The organism is Acidisphaera sp. S103 (assembly GCF_009765975.1).
Taxonomy (GTDB): Bacteria; Pseudomonadota; Alphaproteobacteria; order Acetobacterales; family Acetobacteraceae; genus Rhodopila.
Window position 1 is genome coordinate 31,863 of record NZ_LMUJ01000058.1, and the last position, 3,669, is coordinate 35,531.

The 3,669-nt window shown below is 65.4% G+C and carries 3 protein-coding genes; all 3 read left to right on the plus strand.

Annotation, left to right across the window (positions count from 1 at the left end):
- Positions 1-877: tRNA pseudouridine(55) synthase TruB (gene truB / locus GSQ89_RS18265; RefSeq protein ID WP_254073265.1), on the plus strand; the 877-nt coding region annotated here is incomplete at its 5' end.
- A 44-nt stretch (positions 878-921) separates the two neighbouring features.
- Positions 922-1,191 (plus strand): 30S ribosomal protein S15, encoded by a 270-nt coding sequence (gene rpsO, locus GSQ89_RS18270; protein ID WP_158927828.1) that lies wholly within the window; start codon positions 922-924, stop codon positions 1,189-1,191.
- Between the two features lie 312 nt (positions 1,192-1,503).
- Positions 1,504-3,669 (plus strand): polyribonucleotide nucleotidyltransferase (pnp, locus tag GSQ89_RS18275; RefSeq protein ID WP_158927830.1); only part of this gene is annotated, 2,166 nt, incomplete at its 3' end.

Sequence of the window (3,669 nt, forward strand, 5' to 3'; positions counted from 1 at the left end):
CGACAAGCCGGCCGGTATGACCAGCACGGACGTCGTCAACCGCGTCAAGCGCCTGTTCGACGCGCAGAAGGCCGGACACGGCGGCACGCTGGACCCCCTCGCCACCGGCCTGCTGCCGGTGGCCTTCGGTGCCGCCACCAAGACGGTTCCCTATGTGATGGACGGCACCAAGCTGTACCACTTCACCCTGAAATTCGGTGAAGCCCGCGACACCGACGACGCCGACGGCGAAATCATCGAAACCAGTGAAGTCCGCCCCGACGACGCCGCCATTGAAGCCGCGCTGCCTGCCTTCCGCGGCGCCATCATGCAGATCCCGCCGATCTTCTCCGCCATCAAGGTCGCAGGCGAACGCGCCTATGACATGGCTCGCGAAGGCCGCCCCCCCGTCCTGGAACCCCGCCCCGCCAGGGTCGACCGGTTCGAGTTGATCAGCCGCCCCGACCCCGACACCGCGGTGTTCGAGGTCGCCTCCGGCAAGGGCGTCTACATGCGCAGTCTGGCCCGCGACCTGGCCAGGGCGTGCGGCACCGTCGGGCATATCGCCGTGCTGCGGCGCCTCCGCGTCGGGCCGTTCCTGGAGCATCACGCGATTCCGCTGGACAAACTGAAGGAACCGGACGATACCGCGCCCGCTTCCCCGGACCTTCTGCTTCCGGTCGCGACCGCGCTGGCCGACATCCCGGCGCTGGCCTTGACCGAGCAAGAGGCCGCCGACCTCAAACATGGCCAGGCAATCAGCCTTGTCGCGTTGATGGGCCGGATTCCGGCAACGGCCGATCCCGATGGCGGATTGGCCCGAGCCATGGCGGGGGGCCGCGTGATCGGGCTGTGCCGTCTTGAGGACGGCATGCTGAAGCCCGAACGGGTCCTGTAGGACCCTGGCACGCGTCATCGAAACCCCTATCCAGGAGTATCCTGATGTCGCAGTCACCCGAAGTTCGTTCGGCGCTTATTAGCGACTACAAGACCGGTGAGAACGACACCGGCAGCCCTGAAGTCCAGGTTGCCCTGATCTCCGAACGGATCGGCACGCTGACGGAACATCTGAAGATCCACGCGAAGGACTTTCACTCGCGCCGTGGCCTTCTGATGCTGGTGGGACGGCGGCGCCGCCTGCTGGATTACCTGAAGAAGAAGAACCAGACGCGCTATCAGACGCTGATCGGCCGCCTGGGCCTGCGCCGGTAGATAAAGCTAGGCACGGGCAGGAATGATCACTATTTCCAGCCTGTGGACTTAAACAGACCACCTGAGCGGGGGCAGGCACTCCCCCCGGCAACACCGCGACACGCGGTGGACACAAAGATCGCCGATCCGGCACGCCCCGAAAGGCGCGGGACAAGCGACGGCGTTTCCGGCCACATGGCCGCGGCTGCGACCCGTGCAACGGTGAGCGGCACGCGCTCCGTGTTACCCGAGACGCCGCCACCCGCCCAAGGCAGGGCCACCGAAGAGGCTGTCTTGTTGTCCGCCGATGCCGCGCATCTGAAGGACAACTGAATGTTCAATTATTTCCGCAAGGAACTCGACTGGGGCGGCCGCAAGCTGGTCCTGGAAACCGGCAAGATCGCCCGTCAGGCCGACGGCGCCGTCATGATCTCCTACGGCGAGACCATCGTGCTGTGCACCGCTGTCGGTGTGAAGACCGCCAAGCCCGGCCAGGATTTCTTCCCGCTGACGGTCAACTACCAGGAAAAGGCGTTCGCCGCCGGCAAGATCCCGGGTGGCTTCTTCAAGCGCGAAGGCCGGCCGAGCGAAGCCGAGGTGCTGAAAAGCCGCCTGATCGACCGCCCGATCCGCCCGCTGTTCCCGGAGGGCTTCCGCAATGAGGTCCAGATCGTCGCCACGGTCCTGAGCTACGACAACGAAAACGATCCCGATATCGTCGCCATGGTCGGCTGCTCCGCCGCGCTGACCTTGTCAGGCATCCCGTTCTTCGGGCCGATCGCCGCCGCCCGCGTCGGCTATCAGGACGGCCAGTACATCCTGAACCCGACGCAGGACCAGGTGAAGACCAGTGAGCTTGAGCTGGTTCTCGCCGGCACCACCGAAGGCGTGCTGATGGTCGAATCGGAGGCTCAGGAGCTCTCCGAGGAGATCATGCTGGGTGCCGTGACCTTCGGGCATGCGGCCTTCCAGCCGGTGATCAACGCGATCATCGAGCTGGCCGAACACGCCGCCAAGGAACCCTGGCCGCTGACGGAAAAGACCCCGGAACAGCTTGCTTTGGCCGCTCGAGTCGACGCGCTGGGCCGCGCCGGCATCGCCGAAGCCTATCAGGAGAAGGTCAAGCAGGCTCGGTACGAGAAGGTTGGGGCTGCCAAGAAGGCCGCCGCCGCCGCGCTGACCGCCGAGGGCCTGGACGCCGACAAGGCGAAGGGTCTGTTCCACGACCTGGAAGCCGACATCGTCCGCAACTCCATCCTGGACACCGGCATCCGTATCGACGGCCGCGACACCCGCACCGTCCGCCCGATCATCGCCGAGGTCGGCATCCTGCCGCGCGCCCACGGGTCCGCGCTGTTCACCCGTGGGGAGACCCAGGCGTTCTGTGTCGCCACGCTGGGCACCGGACAGGATGAGCAGGTGGTGGACGCCCTGTTGGGCGAATACCGCGAGAATTTCATGCTGCACTACAACTTCCCTCCGTACTCGGTGGGTGAGGCCGGCCGCATGGGGTCTCCGGGCCGCCGCGAGGTTGGTCACGGCAAGCTGGCGTGGCGGGCGATCCATCCGCTGCTGCCGGGCAAGGACAAGTTCCCGTACACCATGCGCGTGGTGTCGGAGATCACCGAGTCGAACGGTTCGTCATCGATGGCGACCGTGTGCGGCACGTCCCTGGCGCTGATGGACGCGGGCGTTCCGCTGAAGCGGCCGGTGGCGGGTATCGCCATGGGCCTGATCAAGGAAGACCGCGGCTTTGCCGTGCTGTCGGACATCCTGGGTGATGAGGATCACCTCGGCGACATGGATTTCAAGGTCGCCGGCACCGAAGCGGGCGTCACCAGCCTGCAGATGGACATCAAGATCACGTCCATCACATTCGACATCATGAAGACCGCGCTGGAGCAGGCCAGGGACGGCCGCATGCACATCCTGGGCGAGATGGCCAAGGCGCTGACCGGCGCCCGTGGCGATGTCGCACAGACGGCGCCGCGGATCACCATCATCAACGTGCCGAAGGAAAAGATCCGTGAGGTCATCGGCACCGGTGGCAAGGTGATCCGCGAAATCGTCGAGCAGACCAAGTGCAAGATCGACATCGACGACGACGGCACGATCAAGATCGCCGCTGTCGATTCCGAACAGGCGCAGAAGGCGATCGACTGGATTCGCGGCATCGTCGCGGAGCCGGAGATCGGCGTGATCTACAACGGCAAAGTGGTGAAAACCGCCGATTTCGGCGCGTTCGTGAACTTCCTGGGCTCCAAGGACGGTCTCGTTCACATCAGCGAACTGACCCAGGGCCGCGTGGGAAAAACCACGGACGTCGTCAATCAGGGCGACTCGGTGAAGGTCAAGGTCATCGGCTTCGATGAACGCGGCAAGGTCAAGCTGTCGATGCGGGTTGTCGATCAGGCGACCGGCGCCGACATCACCGAGCAGGTCGGCGCCAAGCCGGCCCGTGGCGGGGGAGGCGGCGATCGGGGCGGACGCGGCGGGTTT

Bases quoted from the DNA above. Each gene is read 5' to 3' on its own strand.
- rpsO (WP_158927828.1), top strand. From the start codon at position 922: ATGTCGCAGTCACCCGAAGTTCGTTCGGCGCTTATTAGCGACTACAAG.